The following is a 16999-nucleotide window of genomic DNA, read 5'->3' as shown; positions in this document are numbered from 1 at the left end:
GGATATACGCCGTGGCTGATTTTGAAACACTTGTCCTTGATATAACTGACGGGCTGGCAACCATTCGCCTCAATCGACCGGAGCGCCTCAACGCCCTGTCCGATGCCCTTAAAAGCGAGCTTCTCGCCGCAATCAGGCAGATTGCCAAACCGGGCAGCGGTGCACGTGCCCTGCTGATCACCGGTGAAGGCCGCGCCTTCTGTTCAGGTGCGGACCTTGCCGAAGGTGGCATCAGCGCTGATCGTGACATGGGCGCGAACCTTATTGCCACTTACCACCCCATCCTTCTGGAGCTTGCCGCGCTGGAAATGCCGGTCATTTCCGCGGTGAACGGGGTCGCTGCTGGTGCGGGCATGAGCATTGCCATCTCCGCTGATATTGTGATTGCCGCCCGCTCCGCTTATTTCCTGCAAGCCTTTGTCAACATCGGCCTTGTGCCAGATGCCGGCAGTACCTTCCTGTTGCCGCGCCTTGTGGGTACTGCCCGTGCCCGCGCCATGATGATGCTCGGTGAACGTTTGCCCGCAGATAAGGCTCTGGATTGGGGCCTTGTTTATGATGTTGTGGATGATGACAAGCTGATGGAAACAGCTATGGCGCTGGCGCAGAGACTTGCAAACGGCCCAACACTGGCTCTCTCTGGCATTCGCAAGCTGATTGCCGACAGTCACGACAATAGCTATTCAGAACAGCTTACCCTTGAGGCGATGGAACAGCGCAAAGCTGGTCGGTCCGCCGATTGTATCGAAGGCGTGATGGCCTTTCTCGAGAAACGTGACGCTAGGTTTAAGGGCGCTTGAACGAACACCGGAAACAATTTGAAATTAAGGGGTCGCCAAATCGCCACTTTTCATTTCTATTCGGTGGCGTTACATAGAAGCATGTGCACCAAGAACATAACGGCAACAAAGGCACCTTTTCGTGTTTAATCCGCTCGCGCTCGTCGGTCAGGTCTTTCTGGCCGCCCTAGCAGAAATCGGCCGCCTGTCCCGCTTCGCGGGCACGGCCATTATTTCTATCGTCCTGCCCCCCATGTACTGGCGGCATGTACTGAAGCAGATGTGGCTCATCGGCTACAACAGCTTGCCTGTGGTGGGATTGACCGCGCTTTTCACCGGGGCTGCGCTCGCACAGCAGATTTTTGTTGGTGGAAGCCGCTTCAACGCATCCTCCGTGGTACCCGGCGTCGTGGTTATTGCAATCGTACGGGAACTGGGGCCGGTTCTTGGCGGCCTGATGGTCGCAGGGCGTGTCTCCAGTGCCATGGCAGCAGAGCTTGGCACCATGCGCGTTACCGAACAGATTGATGCGCTTGTCACGCTGTCAACCGACCCCTTCAAGTACCTTGTCGCACCCCGCCTTATCGCGGCGGTCCTCACTCTGCCCCTATTGGTGATCATCGCCAATATCATCGGTGTGATGGGCGGCTTCCTGATCGGCACGGAACGGCTTGGCCTGAATGCGGCAACCTACCTGAAAGTTACTGTCGACTTTCTGGAGCAGACAGACGTGATTTCATCGCTTGTAAAAGCCGCTGTGTTCGGTTTTTTTATTGCCCTGATGGGCAGCTATCATGGTTATCACAGCCGCGGCGGCGCACAAGGCGTGGGTAAGGCAACGACAAACGCTGTGGTCTCCGCCTTTATTGCCATCCTGCTGGCCAACCTCATTATTACCGTGATTGTCTTTGGGGGGAAAGCAGGATGACGGATACTCCCATGATCAAACTGGAAGGTGTCCACAAGAGCTTCGGCTCAAAGCAGGTGCTCAAGGGCATCGACCTATCGGTTGCCAAGGGTGAATCGATGGTTATCATCGGTGGGTCCGGCACGGGCAAATCTGTAATGCTGAAATGTATCCTGGGGTTGCTGACGCCCGACAAGGGCAAAATCTTTGTGGATGGAGAGGATGTCACCCACCATAAAGGGCGCGCTCGTAAGGATGTCATGAGCAAATTTGGCATGCTGTTTCAGGGCGCCGCGCTGTTCGACAGCCTGCCCGTGTGGGAGAATGTCGCCTTCGGCCTTATCCAGGGCAAGGGCATGAAAAAGACAGATGCCCGCGAGATCGCCACCGAAAAATTGCGCCGGGTAGGCCTCTCCCCCGACGTGGGACAGTTGTCGCCGGCGGAGCTCTCAGGCGGCATGCAAAAACGGGTGGGCCTTGCCCGCGCGATTGCGAGCGAGCCTGAGGTCATCTTCTTTGACGAACCCACCACCGGTCTAGACCCTATCATGGCGGACGTCATCAACGACCTAATCGTGGAATGCGTGAAAGACCTTGGAGCCACAACGCTGTCGATCACCCACGACATGGCCAGCGCGCGCAAGATCGCCGACCGTATTGCCATGCTTTACCACGGGCAGATCATTTGGGAAGGCGCCAGGACAGATATCGACAGTTCGGGCAGCGACCATGTGGACCAGTTCATCCATGGTCGGGCACAAGGTCCTATTGAAATGGAAATCCTGAAACTCTGATGGCAAAAAAGCTGACATCCTATGTTTGTGCCTCCTGCGGTGCGGCTTATCCGCGCTGGCAGGGAAAGTGCGAAGAATGCGACGGCTGGAACACCATTGTTGAGGAAAAGGCTGCGGTCTCCGGCGCACCAAAGGGACTCTCCGGTAAAAAAGGCCGCAGCGTCAATTTTGTTTCTCTCGACACGCCGCTCGAAGAAGCACCCCGGGTGATGACGGGCATTGGTGAGTTTGACCGCGCGCTTGGGGGTGGGCTTGTGCCAGGCAGCGCAATCCTGATCGGCGGTGATCCCGGCATTGGCAAATCCACCATCCTGTTGCAAGCCATGGGAAAAATGGCAATCAAAGGCGAAGACTGTGTGTATATTTCGGGCGAAGAAGCAACCGCCCAGATTCAGATGCGCGCCAACCGTCTTGGCCTCAAGGGCGCGCCACTCAGACTTGGTTGCGAAACCAGCCTGCGTGATATCCTGACTTCTCTCGACGAAGGCAAGCCACCCCGCGTTGTGGTGATCGACAGTATTCAGACCCTGTTTGCGGACCATGTGGAATCAGCGCCTGGCACCGTCAGTCAGGTACGCGTGTGCGCGCATGAGCTTATCAGCTTTGCCAAACGCAAAGGTACCATCGTGTTGCTCGTCGGCCATGTCACCAAAGACGGGCAGATTGCCGGCCCGCGCGTACTGGAACATATGGTCGACACCGTCCTTTATTTTGAAGGTGATCGCGGCCACCAGTTCCGCATCCTGCGCGCAGTGAAAAATCGTTTTGGCGGCACCGATGAGATTGGCGTGTTCGAGATGACAGGCATCGGGCTGAATGAGGTGACAAACCCATCCGCCCTGTTCCTTGCTGACCATAACTCCCGCGAACCGGGCTCCGCCGTATTTGCTGGCATTGAGGGGTCCCGCCCCCTTCTGGTGGAAATTCAGGCGCTTGTCGCCCGCTCAAGCGCCGCCAACCCGCGCCGTGCTGTTGTGGGATGGGACAGTGGGCGCCTTGCCATGGTGTTGGCCGTACTTGATGCGCGAGCAGGGCTTGGCCTCGCAGGCTGTGACGTGTATCTGAACGTGGCCGGTGGCCTCAAGATCACCGAACCTGCGGCCGACCTCGCTGTTGCAGCCGCCCTGATCTCAAGCCTTTCGCAAACCGCACTGCCAGACGAAACCGTGGTATTTGGCGAGATCAGCCTCTCTGGTGATGTACGCAGCGTTTCCCAAACCGAGGCGCGGCTGAAAGAATCGGCCAAACTCGGCTTTTCTGGCGCGCTGACGCCCAAGATGAAGAAAAACAGCGTCAAAGCAATCAAGCAGCAAACAATTGCCCGCGTTAGTGATCTTGTCGCGCAGTTTTTCCCACACGGCGTTGAGTAATCGCGTTTTAAGGCGTGATGCCTTATAATAGCCTGACCGCGTGCCTATATCTGCGCGGACAAGGAGATACACCATTGGATATGCAAGTAGATAGTTTGACAGCTTTTGATGCAGCCGTACTGATCATCATCGGGCTGTCGACCCTTTTTGCGTTCGGGCGCGGCTTCGCGACCGTTGCACTTTCTTTTGGCGCATGGGCGGGGGCGTTGCTCGCAACCGTGTTTGGCTTCCAGTTCGCCAAAACATATGGCCGCGACCTGATCCAGCCGCCAGAGCTTGCGGACCTGCTCACACTTGCTATCATTTTCTTTGTTACCCTCTTCATCTTGAAACAGGTGGCTGAATTTGTTGGTGGCATGGTCAAGGATAGCCCTGTCGGCCTTCTGGACAGGTCGCTCGGCGCCCTGTTTGGCCTTCTGCGCGGTGTGGTGATCATCTCCGTTATCTATCTTGGTTTCGATAAGCTGTTCCCCTCATCCAGCCAGCCTGACTGGATCAAGGAAGCGCGCACCCGCCCGCTGGTGGCCTGGTCCGCAGGCATGATCGAAGGTTTTGCATCTGAAGCCATGGGCAAAGCCCCCACCGATGTGGGAAACGATTATATGCAGCGCGCCGCCGGTGCCGTACAAAGCCAGTTCATCAATGAAAAACTTGAGGAACAGGCTGCAAAATATATAGAAGACCAGCGCGACCAACTGGATGATCTTGTGGATGAGCTTGCGCAAGAAAAGAAGAAAAATGGTGGTAACTGAGCACAACTATTGTCTTTTTGCTGCAATATTTCTGTAATTCCTATTTATCCCTATGCAGCGCTCTTCTCAGGCGATATACGAGGCGTGCAACACACCAAAGCACCACGCCCAAGGCAGGAATGACGAATAGCCATGAAGCATCCTGAATTCACCACCAATCCCTTCGATGATGACAAGCTGCACGAAGAGTGCGGCGTTTTTGGCATCTTCGGTACGCCAGACGCAACAGCCCACTGTACGCTTGGCCTGCACGCCCTGCAGCACCGCGGCCAGGAGGCCGCAGGCATCACCGCCTTTGATGGTGAAAACTTCGCCACCAAACGCGTGCTTGGCCATGTCGCCGACAATTTCACCAGCAAGGAAATCATCGACAGCCTGCCCGGCTCCGCCGCGATTGGTCATACCCGCTATTCGACCACCGGCGATACGATGCTGCGCAACTGCCAGCCGCTTTTTGCCGAGTTTTCGTCCGGTGGTTTTGCTGTGGCTCACAACGGCAACCTGACAAATGCAACGCACCTCAGGAAATCCCTGGTGCAGCGCGGATCTATCTTCCAGTCTACGTCTGATTCCGAGGTCATCATCCATCTGATCGCCATGAGCCGCTACCGCACCTTGATGGACCGCTTCATCGATGCATTGCGCCAGATAGAGGGCGCCTATTCGCTCGTGTCGCTCACCAAGGAAGGCCTTATCGGCGTTCGTGACCCGATGGGCGTTCGCCCGCTGGTGCTTGGCAAGCTTGATGACGCCTACATCATGTGCTCAGAGACCTGCGCGCTGGATATCATCGGCGCAGACTATGTGCGCGATATTGAACCGGGTGAGCTCGTTATCATTACAGATGAAGGCATCAGGAGCCACAAGCCGTTCCCGCAGGAACAGCCGCGCCCCTGCATTTTTGAGCATGTCTATTTCGCCCGCCCCGACAGCTACATGGACCATATGAGCGTCTATGAGGTCAGGAAGCGCATCGGCGCAGAGCTCGCACAGGAAAACGGCGTAGACGCCGACCTTGTGATCCCGGTGCCCGACAGCGGTACACCTGCGGCCATAGGGTACGCGCAGGAATCGGGCATCCCCTTTGAGCTTGGTATCATCCGCAACCACTATGTAGGTCGTACCTTTATTGAGCCAAGCGACCAAATCCGCCACTTCGGCGTGAAACTGAAACACAATGCCAACCGCTGGCACATTCAAGGTAAACGCATCATTCTGGTGGATGACAGCATCGTGCGCGGCACGACTTCAATGAAGATCGTCAATATGATGCGCGAGGCCGGCGCGACCGAAGTACACATGCGTATTGCATCACCACCAACGGCGCACAGCTGCTTCTACGGCGTTGATACGCCTGAGCGCAGCAAACTTCTGGCCGCGCGCATGGATGTTGAAGCCATGCGTCAGCATATTGGCGCCGACACGCTCGCATTCCTCTCGATTGACGGGCTTTACCGCGCTGTCAATCAACCCGAGGGGCGCAACAACAAATGCCCGGCGTTCTGCGACGCCTGTTTCACGGGGGACTACCCAACCGTGCTGACAGACCAGTCAGAGGCCGAACGCAACGATAACCAACTCGATCTCATCGCATCCACAGGGGCCTGATCCATGAGTAAAGTTCTTCAAGGCCGCCGGGCACTTATCACCGGCGCATCCCGCGGTATTGGCAAAGCGGTCGCTCTCGCGCTGGCAGACGCTGGCGCAGACATTATCGCTGTCGCCCGCACGCGCAGCCAGGGCGCGCTTGAAGAACTGGATGATATGATCAGCGCAAAGGGCCAGTCCTGCACACTTGTCCCGATGGACCTGCGCGATTTCGATGCCATCGACCGCCTTGGCGGCGCAATATATGAGCGTTGGGGAAAGCTGGATATTCTGGTCGCCAATGCCGCCGTACTTGGCCCAATCTCCCCGCTCGGGCATATCGGCGTCAAGGACTGGGCGGAACTGATGGACATCAACGTCACCGCAAACTGGCGGCTGATCCGCTCTGTGGACCCGCTCCTCAAACAATCTGATGCGGGCCGCGCAATTTTCGTGACATCCGGCGCAGCTGGCAAACATAAACCTCACTGGGGCGGTTACGCGGTGACTAAAGCGGCCGTTGAGGAACTTGCACTAACATACTCAGCAGAAAGTACAATTTCAGGCGTGAAAGTAAATCTTATTGACCCAGGTCCCATCGCGACCCACATGCGCGCGAAAGCTGTTCCTGGCGAAGATGCCAGCCTACTACCAAAGCCTGCGGACATTGCGCCGCTGTTTGTTGAGCTTGCAAGCCCTGACTGCGACAAAGTTGGCGAACGCATCAGTTTCTACGACTGGGCTGGGCTCAAGCGGGCGTAGTGAGAAGGCGGTAGGAGACAGGATATGACTAAGCATATTGCTCTCGTCAGCCTGGTTGTCGCCGACTATGACGAAGCCATCGAGTTCTACACAAAGAAGTTTGGCTTTGAGCTGATTGAGGATACTGCACAACCCGGCAAACGCTGGGTGGTTGTGGCTCCCAGAGGCACCGCGGGCTGCCACCTGCTGCTTGCGAAAGCTAAAAACGCAGCCGAACGCAAGGCCATCGGCCGCCAGACGGGCGGGCGTGTTTTCCTGTTCCTTGAAACCGACGACTTCGACCGCGACTATCAGGAATATCTGGCGGCAGGTGTGAAGGTGGTCCGCCCAAAAAAGGTAGAAGACTACGGCACGGTCGCTGTGTTTGAGGATCTCTACGGCAACATGTGGGATCTTGTTGAGCGTAACGGCTGATCCGCTACTTCAAGAGTGCCAGCAACCGCTCAGTGGCGGCAGAGACAGTCGTATCCCCTTGCCTGACCGCCTGCTTGATGCCCGGCAATTCGGCACGCACCGCCTCGTTACCATAAAAACTTTGCAGCAGACGATCATGCACTTGTGCGTCCAGCCACATCAGGCGCTGTTCGGTGCGCCGTACTGCGCGTTCGCCGCTCTCCGTCATGATGCGCGCGTGTTTCTCAACTTGGCCCCAAAGCTCGGGCACGCCGTCACCTTTGAGGCCGGAGCATGTCACCACAGGTGGGTGCCAGCTTGGGCTGGCGTCGGTCAGGATATGAAGCGCCGACTTATACTCCCGCATCGCCTGCTTGAGCTTTTCGGCAAAGATGTCTGCCTTATTGATGGCCACCATATCCGCCAGCTCAAGAATGCCTTTCTTGATGCCCTGCAACTCGTCGCCAGCGCCGGGCAGCATCAGCACGAGGAAAAAGTCCACCATATCAGCGACCATGGTTTCAGACTGGCCGGTGCCCACGGTTTCCACCAGCACCACATCAAAGCCAGCGGCCTCAAGCACCATCATGGTTTCTCGTGTTGCACGCGCCACACCGCCCAGCACGCCGGAACTTGGGCTGGGGCGAATGAAAGCATCCTCACATGCCGACAGTTGCTCCATACGCGTCTTGTCGCCCAGGATGGAGCCTCCCGTGCGCCCGCTTGACGGATCAACAGCAAGAACCGCGACCTTATGACCCTCGCCCACCAACCACATGCCGAGTTTTTCAATGAATGTGGACTTGCCCACCCCGGGCACACCAGAGATACCAACGCGCTGCGCACCACCCGCATGCGGCAAAAGCTTATGGAGCAGCGCCTGCGCTTTTTCCTGATGCTTGGGGTTCCTGCTTTCAATCAAGGTGATGGCGCGACCGATGAGCGCGCGATTGCCCGCACGCACACCGTCATATAGTTCTTCGATCGTTGGCTGCTTCACTGTGCCCGCCACAACGCCCCCTATTCAGCCGCTTTTGTATAACCAAGACGCACGTTGAGCTTCTCAATCAACTCTCCAGCGGCGTCTGCGATCACCGTGCCAGGCGGGAAAATAGCCTCTGCGCCAGCAACCCGAAGCGCGTTGTAATCCTGTGGCGGGATCACACCACCCGCGACAATCATGATATCCTCACGCCCCAGTTTTGCGAGCTCGGCCTTAAGTTCAGGCACAAGCGTCAGGTGCCCAGCCGCCAGCGATGACGCGCCAATGATGTGCACGTCGTTCTCAACAGCTTGCCGTGCGGCCTCACCCGGTGTCTGGAACAAGGGGCCTATATCCACGTCAAAACCAAGGTCCGCAAAAGCCGAGGCAATGACCTTCTGACCCCGATCGTGGCCGTCCTGCCCCATCTTGGCAACAAGGATACGTGGACGACGGCCATCCTCGGCCTCAAACGCGTCCACAAGCTCGTGCACTCGTTTGACCGCAGGGTTGTTCTTGCCGACCTCTGCCTTGTATACGCCTGTCACAGCCCTGATCTCCGCCTTGTGGCGCCCATAAACCTTCTCAAGCGCCGTGGTAATCTCCCCCACCGTCGCCTTGGCGCGCGCTGCATCGACCGCAAGCGCAAGCAGGTTACCCTCACCTGTTTCCGCCGCTTTCGTCAACCCGTCAAGCTGCCGGGCGACCTCACCACCATCGCGTGATGCCTTCAGCCGCCTGAGTTTTTCAAGCTGGGCGGCGCGCACGGCGCTATTGTCCACCTTGAGGACGTCAACCTCTTCTGTCTCATCAAGCTGGTATTTGTTCACGCCCACAACCGTCTGGCGGCCACTATCAATGCGCGCCTGTGTGCGCGCAGCGGCGTCCTCGATGCGAAGTTTCGGAATGCCTGCCTCGATTGCCTTGGCCATGCCGCCTTCCCGCTCGACTTCCTCAATATGGCCCCAAGCCTTTGCGGCGAGGTCGGCGGTGAGTTTTTCCACATAATAGCTGCCGCCCCAAGGGTCGATCAGCTTGTTCGTACCTGTTTCCTGCTGGATAAAAAGCTGGGTATTGCGCGCGATGCGGGCCGAGAAATCGGTTGGCAGCGCCAGCGCCTCATCCAGCGCGTTGGTGTGCAGGCTTTGTGTGTGCCCGTGTGCGGCTGCCATCGCTTCAATGCAGGTGCGGCCGACATTATTGAACACATCCTGCGCGGTCAGCGACCAGCCAGAGGTCTGGCAGTGCGTGCGCAAGGACAGCGACTTCGGGTTTTTGGGGTCAAACTGCTTCACAAGTTTGGCCCACAGCATGCGCGCGGCGCGCATCTTCGCAACTTCCATGAAATAGTTCATACCGACCGCCCAGAAGAAGCTGAGGCGCGGCGCAAAGGCGTCCACCCCCATGCCCGCCGCAATGCCAGCGCGGATATACTCCACACCGTCTGCCAGGGTATAGGCAAGCTCCAGGTCCGCCGTCGCACCCGCCTCCTGCATATGGTAGCCGGAAATGGAGATGGAGTTGAACTTGGGCATGTTCGACGACGTATAGGCGAAAATGTCGGAGATGATGCGCATCGACGGCGTGGGCGGGAAAATATAGGTATTCCGCACCATGAATTCCTTGAGAATATCATTCTGGATCGTGCCGGCGAGCTTGTCCGGGCTTACGCCCTGCTCCTCCGCCGCCACGATATAAAGCGCAAGGATCGGCAGCACCGCCCCGTTCATCGTCATGGAGACGGACATCTGATCAAGAGGGATGCCGTCAAAGAGCGTGCGCATGTCATAGATGCTGTCAATGGCCACACCGGCCATGCCCACATCGCCCGTCACACGCGGATGATCGCTGTCGTACCCACGGTGGGTGGCGAGGTCGAAGGCGACCGAAAGGCCCTTCTGCCCAGCCGCCAGGTTGCGACGATAGAAGGCGTTGCTGTCTTCAGCTGTGGAAAAGCCCGCATACTGCCGAACTGTCCACGGCCGCTGCACATACATGGTCGGGTACGGCCCGCGCAAGAACGGCGCCATGCCTGGGCGCGTATCGAGGAAATCAAGACCTGCCACGTCGTCCGCCCTATAGCTGCCCTTGATCTCAATGCCCTCAGGCGTCATGCGGCTTTCAGCGTTCGCCGTATCGCTGGCAGAAGCAGCTTTGAAGGCAATTTTGGTAAAATCGGGGTTCCGGCTCATGCGTCCTCTCCCATCACATCATAGGCCCTTGTAAGCGTATCCAGCACGTCGGCGCCCATATAGATAAATTCGTCCACGCCTGAGCCCGTCAGGGCGTCGGCCTTAGATGGCCGCCCGGCAAGATAAATGCGGCGCGCCCCCGCAGCCTTTAGAGCTTCAGCGGCTTTCAGGCCCATGTCCTCATATTGCGTGTCCGTACCGCAGATCACCGCAAACGGTGCACCGCTTTCCGCAAACGCTTCCTCGAGCGCTTCCATCTCGCGGAAGCCGTCATTCGTCAGTGCCTCAATACCGCCAGCTTCAAAGAAGCTTTTGGCAAAGGTGGCGCGGGCGGTGAAATCCGCCACACGGCCAAGGCCTGCAATAAATACCTGCGGACGCTTGCCTGCAGCGTCGAGCATCGCGTCCGATTGCGTACGCAGGGCTTCAAAATCTTCCGCCAGCCGGTGGAACGGCAGCGACAAGATCTCTTCCCCCGCAGGCGCGATATCCGTCGGCATATCGGGCATGCCGCCAAGACCGGAGAGCGGTTTCTCGAAGATGTCCGGGAACTCCGAGACACCGGTGATCGCATCCCTGCGCTTGACGATATTCGCTTTCCGCGCCGCCCAAGCAGCTTCTATCATATTGTGAATGAAACTGGCGCGTAGCGCCTTGAGCATGCCACCTTCCGCTTCGATTTTCTGGAATATTTTCCATGCATTATCGCAAAGATCTGATGTAAGACTTTCAACTGCAAAGGAACCTGCTGCCGCGTCATCAGGGCTATGGAGCCCGCTTTCTTCCTGCAGCATGATCTGGATATTGCGCGCGATACGGCGGGCGGACCGGCCGCTCAGGCCCAACATGGTGTCATGGGGCAAAACGCTGACGGACCACGCCCCGCCAACGCCCGCAGCAAACGCCGCCGCCGTGCAACGCAGGATATTCACCCAAGGGTCCTTGATGGTCATCATACGTAAACTGGTAACCGCATGCAGACGGCCATGCCATGTGGCGCCAAAGGCATCATACACTTGCGTGAGCAGGCGGCCTGCCGCACGAAACTTAGCAAGTCCCATGAAAATATCAGCATCAGCCGCCAGCGCTGGCTCAATCTCCGCACCCTGACCGCCTGTGGCCCGCATATACTCGGTAACGGTTGCCAGCATGCAGGCCAGTTCCTGGGCCTCGGTCGCCCCTGCGTTATGATACACGGTTGCGTCTGCGCGGAAGGTGCGGACATTGTGCCATGCAGCAGGTTTACGCTTGAGCGCAATATCCGCAGCTTTTTCAAGGGCTTCTTCAGCTTTTTCCTTGAGGCGGCCTGTGCAGGCGAGTGTGCCGAGCGGATCACACCCCAGATTGCCGTAAAAATCGCCCCCCTGTTCTGGAGGGCAGTCCTTGAGCACGCCAAGCATTTCGCTGGCGGCGGCTTCATATTCTTCGCCCGGCATCAGGTAAAAACGCGCCATATTGAGGTAGATACCCTCAAGCGCATGGTTGAGATCACTGACTTTCAGGCCTGGCGCGTAACCGGCCTCAATGCGAATGGCCAGCGCTTCCACGCCGCGCTCAAGGTCTTCAAGAATTTCCGCATTCATCGTCGTGGCATCAGGGTTCCAGTGTGGGCTGGTGATGGACCAGTGTCCCGGGCGCACGCTAGCCTGTGGCTCAATCCGGGCGTTGTCTTTTGTATAGAGCGCCTTGATCTCAATCCCGTCGTAGCTTTGGCTTTTCATCACCTTGTCGAACGGTTTGCCACCAAGCGTTTTATCGACAAGCGCGCGCCATGCGTCGTCGCTCGCGTCCTCAAAGTCACTTGCCAGTTTCAAGCTTTTATCAGCCATACTCAGCCCTTCCCTTACTCAAATCCCTACACGGCACTGACGAGCCGGATGGTCGCCAGCACCAGAAAAACGCCGAATGCGATGCTCAACGCCCGCTTGGGCAGCTTGTGCGCCACTTTAGCACCGATGGGCGCCATAAGCACGGCGGCAATCGCGACCACAGCCGCGGACGGCAGGTGGATAAAGCCGGCCATGCCTGACGGCAAACCTTCAATTCCCCAACCGCCGATGAGATACCCGAAGCCCGCCGCTATGCTGATCACCAGACCAATAAGCGAGGCCGTGCCAACCGCGCGGTAAATCACCACGCCATAAAGCGTCATATACGGCACCGAAAAACTGCCGCCTCCAATGCCCATAACAGCGGAGAAAAACCCGATCAACCCCGGCCCCAGAAAGCGCCAAACCCCACCCGGCAGGTTTTCACCCAGCTTCCAGCGCTCAAGCGGCAACAGCATCTTGGCGGCAAGGAAGGCCGCGAGCGTGGCAAAGAAATACACCAGTTCGGCCGTTTTGAGGGTTTTGGCAAAAAAGCTGCCCGCAACAGCGCCGATGGCAATAACCCAGACCCAGTCACGCACGATGGACCAGTCAACCCCGCCCTTCTTGTGGTGGGCGTAAACCGATGACAGGTTGGTAGCGATGATGATGGTGAGTGACGTGGCAATGGCCACATGCATGCGCCACTCGTGCGGCACACCGATTTCACCATATACAAGGAAAAGCGCAGGGATGGTGACGATGCCACCACCGATGCCGAGTAACCCGGCGAGAAAGCCGGCAACAAGTCCGGCGCCTATAAGCGGCAAGCTATAGAGCAGTATCTCTGGCACGCGGCCTTCCTCCCTCTGTTCCGCTACGGCAGCTTATATGTTTTGTGCAGCGCCACAACGTTGGCCGCACTTTACTGCAGTGCAGCAAAATCGCAAGAGGGGAATATACAGGCCGCGTAGGTGTCGTGGTGCCGCGCGGTGTGCGCCACCGGCCCAAATCACCGCAAGGCGTGGTACTGCTGATGGTCGAGCCATCAAGCGTGATATCGACAGGTAACTGACAATAACAAAAAACCGCTGCACCCAGATGGATGCAACGGTTTCTTTATGGTCGGGAAGACAGGATTTGAACCTGCGACCCCCACACCCCCAGTGTGATGCGCTACCAGGCTGCGCTACTTCCCGACAGAAGGTACTGATACCGGGGTATCGGGTGGCGCGGACTATAGCCAAGGGGATTAGCCCGCGCAACCAGCTTTTTTCCAAAAATCACCGGTGTTCGGGTCAGCCCTCGCGCGCGACTGTCTGCCACGCCTGAAAGGCGGTGCGCGCCGGGTGGCGCTGGCGCATATCGGCGCTAAGGTAACGGTTAAGTGCGGCCGTCATCAGCCGTGCGGTCCCTGGGCTCACCAGCCCCACAAGTGCCTCTGTGGCGCGCAGCATCTTCAGCCGGTGCACGGCGAAGATATACTCACCTTCGTTCATGTTATAAAGCCGGGCTTGCTGCGCCGCGAAAAAGGCGGCCGCATCATCAACAAACCAGCGCTCATCCACATGGGCGGACAGATAACCTGCATTCCGGCCGACAAAGGCCGCCATCTGCATCAGGCCCGATTGCCAGAGACCCTCATCCCGCGTGGCATGATAATGCACCGCCTCCGCAAAGGTGATGGCATGGGTAAAATCAAGCCAGCCAGTGTTCCGCGCGATGGGCTGTGCGATGCCGTGTTGGCGGTCCGCGTCAAAGTGCAGCATGTTGGTGGCGCTGGCGGCCAGCAAAGCCTCCCACATGTCGTGCGCCCGTCCGCTGGATGCCGCCGTCAGGGCCATGACCTGCCGCACCGACTGGCCCGAGAGGCAGTCGGCCTTCGGCACCTGTGATGTGCCAGGCTCAAGCTTGAGATAGTCGGCAAACCCGCGAAACTCCGGGATCAGGTCCTCCCGCGCGGCGTAGCAGAGGTACCGCGCGAGCTGGAGCGCAAGCGGCTCCGCCACTTCATCCCCGAGGCGTGCGATCAGCTCCTCGGCTTTCATCAGGTAAATGGCCGGGTGGCCGAAGCCCGCATAGTGGTTCATGATTACTTGCAAGAACACCGGCCTGACCGCGTCAAAGCCCAGCCCCTCGGCGAAGGCGCCGCGCACCCGCATGAGGGCCTCTGCTTCCTTCATGTCTTCAAGCGCAGCGGCACAGGCTTTTGCGCTCCAGCGCTTTTTGCCTTCCGGCATGGCCCTGCCCGTGTCCATCAGAATATCCCACGAGATATGGCCGATGGCTTCCAGTAGCGCAATGCGCTGATTTGGCTGATCAGAGGTGACTGAGAGCGCCAACCAGTCGGCAAGGCCCGCATAGGCGTGGCCAAAACCACGCTCTAACTTGCCAAGGCTGAAGACAATCACATGCCGAATGATACCTTCCACCCCCTCGCCTGCGGTTTCCAGCCGGGCGAGCGACCGCGCGATGCGTTCATAGTCGTGCTCCGCCACGGCTTCGTCGAGATCGGCATAGGCTTTGACGCGGCGCGCGATCAGTGGCTCGGGTGTCAGGTCGATAACGATATCCTCTCCAACGCGGTTGACCGGATATGTTTGCACCGCATCCCGGCCTTGTGTGGCACTCCCGGACTTGAGATCAAAGGTCCAGCCATGCCAGTTGCAAGCAAGCTGGCAGCCTTGCTTGAGGCTGCCTTCGCTTAACGGATAGCCCTCATGCGGGCAGCGGTTGTTGATGGCAAAAAGACCGTCATCGGTTTCAAAAAGCGCTATCTGGCGCCCGTCACGTTTCAGGACGGCACGCCCCCGCGTCGCCAGTTCCGGCACAGGTCCCAGATTGACAAGATTTTCGTCACGTTGATTTTGCCCAGATTGATGGGTGCCCATGGTTGTTCTCCTCGCTTTTGCATTTCACGCCGGATTTCGCTGTATTCAATCCACATTAATTCGCGATTCATCGCCGCCTCCTATTTTATAAAGTTTTAACTTTAATAATTCACATATAGGACAAGACTTGATTTACGCAAGAAAATTATTTAGAAAAAAACAAGTTACCTGAAACCACTTGTTGAGACACAATGGCAACCACCCGTGAAACCATATTGACCGAGCTCAAGCGCCGCGGGCATGCCCGCGCCGACGACTTGGCAACGACCCTTGACCTGACGCCCATGGCGGTCCGGCAGCATCTTTATCAGCTACAGGATGAAGGGGCGGTGACCTGTTGCGCCACCCCGACACCTTCCGGGCGCGGTCGACCTGCAAAACACTGGGAGCTAACAGAAAAAGCCGATGTTTATTTCCCCGATGCGCACCGGGAGCTATCGCTTGATCTGATCGAAAGTATTCGCTCCGTGATGGGAGACGACGCGCTTGATAAACTGGTGACCCATCGGACGGTTAAGCAGGGCGAGCGGTATCGCGCGGCGTTTGGTGGGGCAAGTGCGACCCTCATGGGCAAACTGCAAGCCATCGCCCGCGAGCGCAGCAGGGAAGGTTATATGGCAGAGGTACAGGAAGCCGAGAACGGTGATCTGCTGCTGCTGGAGAACCACTGCCCGGTGTGTGAAGCCGCCAAGGTATGCTCGGGGCTGTGCAACAAGGAACTGAAGTTGTTTCAGGACCTGGTGAAAGACGATGCCACGGTCGAGCGCGAAGAGCATATGCTTACCGGCGCGCGACGCTGTGCCTACCGGGTGCACCCAAAGGGTAAAACTTAAAGAGAATAGATCAATCAAGCTTGGCGCGAATGGCCTTGAGGTCCCTGAGCAGGCTTTCAAGCGCTGCCATGCTGGTTGGTGTGCCCTCGTCTGCCGCGCTACTGTCAGCCGTTTCTTCGGCAGCCGCTACATCCGCTTCCGGCGCGACGGTATCGTCTTCAAGCCCTAAAGCCTGCGCAACAGTGGCCCGCAGCCCCTGTGCCTTGAAAAGCTTTTGCACGCCCTTGATGGTATACCCATCAGCGTGCAGAAGCGCCTTGATGGCGCGCAGCAATGTTACGTCGTCCGGGCGGTAATAGCGGCGGTTGCCACCACGCTTGAGCGGTTTGATCTGGGAAAACTTGCTTTCCCAGAACCTGAGCACATGTTGCGGCAGGTCAAGCTCGTCCGCTACCTCGGAAATTGTCCGGAACGCTTCGCGGCCTTTTTCGCCGCGCGGCCTGTCACGGCCGTCGTCTGCTGGCATGTTCACGCGGGGAACCTCCGTTCATGTCAAGCGTTGATGCGGTCTTTCATGACCTGGCTTGGACGGAAGACCAGAACCCGCCGTGGGTCGATTGGCACCTCTTCCCCCGTTTTGGGGTTACGGCCCATGCGACCGTTTTTCTGGCGCACAAGGAAACTGCCGAACGAGGAGATTTTCACATTGTCACCGTCGACGAGACAATCGGATATTTCACCAAGAACGGCCTCAACAAGGTCAGCCGACTCATTCCGCGATAAGCCTACTTCTTCATAGACCGCTTCGGTCAAGTCCGCCCGCGTAAGTGTCTTGTCGCTCATATCTGCCTCCGCTGAAAGAAGGGACATCACCATGCCCTAACGGAAAAAGCTAAAGCAACGCTGCGGGGCTGTCAATCTTGGAGCAACTTTTTAACGTGTGATTAGAAGGGTTTATGGCGCAGTTTTGACACAATTTGATACAGTTTGGCCGCAGAGGTGACTTTTG

At 57.7% G+C, this 16999-nt stretch carries 16 protein-coding genes and 1 tRNA gene; 9 read left to right on the top strand and 8 right to left on the bottom strand.

Annotated features, from left to right (window positions below):
- The first annotated feature begins 11 nt into the window (after nt 1-11).
- The 8 genes from OEU85_RS11120 to OEU85_RS11085 all read left to right on the top strand — a co-directional run bounded on the left by OEU85_RS11120 (nt 12) and on the right by OEU85_RS11085 (nt 7365).
- Nucleotides 12-800, top strand: a complete 789-nt coding sequence (locus tag OEU85_RS11120) for an enoyl-CoA hydratase-related protein (RefSeq protein ID WP_262691552.1) — start codon at nt 12-14, stop codon at nt 798-800.
- Between the two features lie 121 nt (nt 801-921).
- A complete protein-coding gene (locus tag OEU85_RS11115) occupies nt 922-1707 on the top strand; it encodes an MlaE family ABC transporter permease (protein WP_262691551.1) in 786 nt (261 codons plus the stop codon).
- On the top strand, nt 1704-2480 hold the full coding sequence (locus OEU85_RS11110; protein ID WP_262691550.1) for an ABC transporter ATP-binding protein: 777 nt from the start codon (nt 1704-1706) through the stop codon (nt 2478-2480). Before OEU85_RS11115 ends, OEU85_RS11110 begins: the two co-directional genes overlap by 4 nt.
- Nucleotides 2480-3850 carry a DNA repair protein RadA gene (gene radA / locus OEU85_RS11105; RefSeq protein WP_262691549.1) on the top strand — a complete coding sequence of 457 codons (1371 nt, stop codon included), beginning with the start codon at nt 2480-2482 and terminating at the stop codon, nt 3848-3850. Before OEU85_RS11110 ends, radA begins: the two co-directional genes overlap by 1 nt.
- An 80-nt stretch (nt 3851-3930) precedes the next feature.
- Nucleotides 3931-4602, top strand: coding sequence for a CvpA family protein (locus tag OEU85_RS11100; RefSeq protein ID WP_262691825.1), 672 nt, complete (start codon nt 3931-3933; stop codon nt 4600-4602).
- A gap of 132 nt (nt 4603-4734) precedes the next feature.
- Complete coding sequence (purF, locus tag OEU85_RS11095) at nt 4735-6210, top strand: amidophosphoribosyltransferase (RefSeq protein WP_262691548.1); 1476 nt, start codon at nt 4735-4737, stop codon at nt 6208-6210.
- A 3-nt stretch (nt 6211-6213) separates the two neighbouring features.
- Nucleotides 6214-6951 carry an SDR family NAD(P)-dependent oxidoreductase gene (locus tag OEU85_RS11090; RefSeq protein WP_262691547.1) on the top strand — a complete coding sequence of 246 codons (738 nt, stop codon included), beginning with the start codon at nt 6214-6216 and terminating at the stop codon, nt 6949-6951.
- A gap of 24 nt (nt 6952-6975) precedes the next feature.
- On the top strand, nt 6976-7365 hold the full coding sequence (locus tag OEU85_RS11085) for a VOC family protein (protein ID WP_262691546.1): 390 nt from the start codon (nt 6976-6978) through the stop codon (nt 7363-7365).
- Nucleotides 7366-7369: 4 nt separating this feature from the next.
- Here the strand turns inward: OEU85_RS11085 and meaB are convergent, their stop codons facing one another.
- From meaB to OEU85_RS11055, 6 genes are all read right to left on the bottom strand, one after another.
- Nucleotides 7370-8356, bottom strand: coding sequence for a methylmalonyl Co-A mutase-associated GTPase MeaB (meaB, locus tag OEU85_RS11080; protein WP_262691545.1), 987 nt, complete (start codon nt 8354-8356; stop codon nt 7370-7372).
- A gap of 8 nt (nt 8357-8364) precedes the next feature.
- Nucleotides 8365-10518, bottom strand: a complete 2154-nt coding sequence (gene scpA, locus OEU85_RS11075; protein WP_262691544.1) for a methylmalonyl-CoA mutase — start codon at nt 10516-10518, stop codon at nt 8365-8367.
- A complete protein-coding gene (locus tag OEU85_RS11070; protein ID WP_262691543.1) occupies nt 10515-12347 on the bottom strand; it encodes a methylmalonyl-CoA mutase family protein in 1833 nt (610 codons plus the stop codon). The genes scpA and OEU85_RS11070 overlap by 4 nt, the downstream gene beginning before the upstream one ends.
- A 26-nt stretch (nt 12348-12373) precedes the next feature.
- Nucleotides 12374-13180 (bottom strand): sulfite exporter TauE/SafE family protein, encoded by an 807-nt coding sequence (locus OEU85_RS11065; protein ID WP_262691542.1) that lies wholly within the window; start codon nt 13178-13180, stop codon nt 12374-12376.
- 268 nt (nt 13181-13448) lie between these two features.
- Nucleotides 13449-13525: transfer RNA gene (locus tag OEU85_RS11060), tRNA-Pro, on the bottom strand.
- Between the two features lie 99 nt (nt 13526-13624).
- Nucleotides 13625-15217 carry a Rieske (2Fe-2S) protein gene (locus tag OEU85_RS11055; protein ID WP_262691541.1) on the bottom strand — a complete coding sequence of 531 codons (1593 nt, stop codon included), beginning with the start codon at nt 15215-15217 and terminating at the stop codon, nt 13625-13627.
- A gap of 191 nt (nt 15218-15408) precedes the next feature.
- On the opposite strand from OEU85_RS11055, the gene OEU85_RS11050 reads away from it, so the two are divergent.
- On the top strand, nt 15409-16050 hold the full coding sequence (locus OEU85_RS11050) for a helix-turn-helix transcriptional regulator (RefSeq protein WP_262691540.1): 642 nt from the start codon (nt 15409-15411) through the stop codon (nt 16048-16050).
- Between the two features lie 10 nt (nt 16051-16060).
- Here OEU85_RS11050 and OEU85_RS11045 read toward each other — a convergent pair whose 3' ends face one another.
- Together OEU85_RS11045 and OEU85_RS11040 are read right to left on the bottom strand one after the other, a co-directional pair.
- Nucleotides 16061-16516: a MerR family transcriptional regulator gene (locus tag OEU85_RS11045; protein WP_262691824.1), complete on the bottom strand. Its 456-nt coding sequence runs from the start codon at nt 16514-16516 to the stop codon at nt 16061-16063.
- A 26-nt stretch (nt 16517-16542) separates the two neighbouring features.
- Complete coding sequence (locus tag OEU85_RS11040) at nt 16543-16833, bottom strand: integration host factor subunit alpha (protein WP_262691539.1); 291 nt, start codon at nt 16831-16833, stop codon at nt 16543-16545.
- Nucleotides 16834-16999 lie beyond the last annotated feature (166 nt).

It is taken from the genome of Kordiimonas aestuarii (genome assembly GCF_025574465.1).
In the GTDB taxonomy this organism is placed as follows: Bacteria; Pseudomonadota; Alphaproteobacteria; order Sphingomonadales; family Kordiimonadaceae; genus Kordiimonas; species Kordiimonas aestuarii.
This window is presented reverse-complemented; position numbering and strand designations above follow the sequence as displayed.

Bases quoted from the DNA above. Each gene is read 5' to 3' on its own strand.
- OEU85_RS11050 (WP_262691540.1), top strand. From the start codon at position 15,409: ATGGCAACCACCCGTGAAACCATATTGACCGAGCTCAAGCGCCGCGGG.
- OEU85_RS11110 (WP_262691550.1), top strand. From the start codon at position 1,704: ATGACGGATACTCCCATGATCAAACTGGAAGGTGTCCACAAGAGCTTC.
- OEU85_RS11090 (WP_262691547.1), top strand. From the start codon at position 6,214: ATGAGTAAAGTTCTTCAAGGCCGCCGGGCACTTATCACCGGCGCATCC.
- purF (WP_262691548.1), top strand. From the start codon at position 4,735: ATGAAGCATCCTGAATTCACCACCAATCCCTTCGATGATGACAAGCTG.
- OEU85_RS11045 (WP_262691824.1), bottom strand. From the start codon at position 16,516: ATGCCAGCAGACGACGGCCGTGACAGGCCGCGCGGCGAAAAAGGCCGC.
- OEU85_RS11100 (WP_262691825.1), top strand. From the start codon at position 3,931: ATGCAAGTAGATAGTTTGACAGCTTTTGATGCAGCCGTACTGATCATC.
- OEU85_RS11070 (WP_262691543.1), bottom strand. From the start codon at position 12,347: ATGGCTGATAAAAGCTTGAAACTGGCAAGTGACTTTGAGGACGCGAGC.
- radA (WP_262691549.1), top strand. From the start codon at position 2,480: ATGGCAAAAAAGCTGACATCCTATGTTTGTGCCTCCTGCGGTGCGGCT.
- scpA (WP_262691544.1), bottom strand. From the start codon at position 10,518: ATGAGCCGGAACCCCGATTTTACCAAAATTGCCTTCAAAGCTGCTTCT.
- OEU85_RS11055 (WP_262691541.1), bottom strand. From the start codon at position 15,217: ATGGGCACCCATCAATCTGGGCAAAATCAACGTGACGAAAATCTTGTC.
- OEU85_RS11085 (WP_262691546.1), top strand. From the start codon at position 6,976: ATGACTAAGCATATTGCTCTCGTCAGCCTGGTTGTCGCCGACTATGAC.
- OEU85_RS11040 (WP_262691539.1), bottom strand. From the start codon at position 16,833: ATGAGCGACAAGACACTTACGCGGGCGGACTTGACCGAAGCGGTCTAT.